This window comes from Campylobacter concisus (genome assembly GCF_002914195.1).
GTDB lineage: Bacteria > Campylobacterota > Campylobacteria > Campylobacterales > Campylobacteraceae > Campylobacter_A > Campylobacter_A concisus_M.
In genome coordinates, this window is the sequence record NZ_PPAU01000075.1 from 1 (window position 1) to 1,243 (window position 1,243).

Annotated in this window: 1 protein-coding gene; it reads left to right on the forward strand. The window is 34.0% G+C overall.

The genetic code is table 11. The features are described from left to right. Nucleotides 1-304: 304 nt before the first annotated feature. Nucleotides 305-1,096 (forward strand): hypothetical protein, encoded by a 792-nt coding sequence (locus CYP28_RS01945; RefSeq protein ID WP_141090904.1) that lies wholly within the window; start codon nt 305-307, stop codon nt 1,094-1,096. Nucleotides 1,097-1,243: the final 147 nt, after the last annotated feature.

Sequence of the window (1,243 nt, forward strand, 5' to 3'; positions counted from 1 at the left end):
ACAAAAAAAGAGAAAAGGAGAAGAAAAGAGATAAAAAATGCGTAAAGGAAAGGTGCGGAAGGAAGAAGGTTGAGGATGGAAGAATTGATAATGGCAGAAGTGCAAAAAGAACTAGAGTACAAGGGTTAAAGAGGTAGGGACTGAGGGAAAAAGGAAGTAGTGATGTAAAAAGGCGAGACAGAGGAGAAGAGAAATGTAGTCTCAGTGATAAAAACTAAAGTAGACTAAAAAGAAAAAGAAAAAAGGCGGAAAAACACTATGGATAGTGATTATTGCTGTTATTGCATTTGGTATCTTTGCACAAATGAAATTAAATTCAGTTGAAGAAAATCAAGAGCAAGAGCAAAAACCACAACAAGCACAACAAACTCCACAAACCCAAGAAAAAGCTTCTTCTGATGAACTACCAGTTAGAAAAAGTAGCACTGAAGCTAGTGAAACTGGGATTTCAAAGAATATACCAGAGGACTATCCTAAAAATGAGATCAACGATAAATCTTCTAGTGATGGGCAAGAAGCTCTTGATAAGCAAAAAGAGCAAATAGTAGCAAATATTCAAAAGGATATGGGTAATAATAGCTCTAGTGCTAGCAGTGAAAAAGATCTTAGTCAAGACGAGCTTAGTTGGAAACGTAGAACCGCATCTTTTTTTAACAATGAACAAGAAATGCAGTTTATCTTGGACGCTGAAGTGCCTTCAGTAATTGCTAATAATTTCAAACAAGAAGCGCAAAACCAATATAGGATAGCTGGCACTGATGCAAAAATTTCTAACATCTCTTTTACTATCCCTAAGAACAAAAGCGACTTCTTGTCTATAAAGTTTATAGTAGAAAGCATAGGCACACCAGTAACATATAGAATAGAAAAATTCTATCCTTTTAGTAAATATGCAAAATTAAATTTCTTTGATGACGCAGTGGTAAAAACTGTTAAGGGTGAAGAGATCATTGTTGTAGAAGGTGAAAATTTATATCCATATATTAAGATTAAAAAGATTGGCAAAGATGCACAAGGTGTTTTTGCAATACTAGAAATAAATCAGAGCAAATTTAATGCTGAGAGCTTTATATACGAATATCGTCCAGGAAACTAAAAATGCAATTAGATGTAATAAATACCCCCATAATATTTACAGCTTTAATCGCAGGCTTAATCTCTATGGTTATCTTGCTTTACCCAGTTGTTGCATATATAAAAGAGTTTGGTAAGATAAACCAAACTGGTAAGAGCTATATAGAGA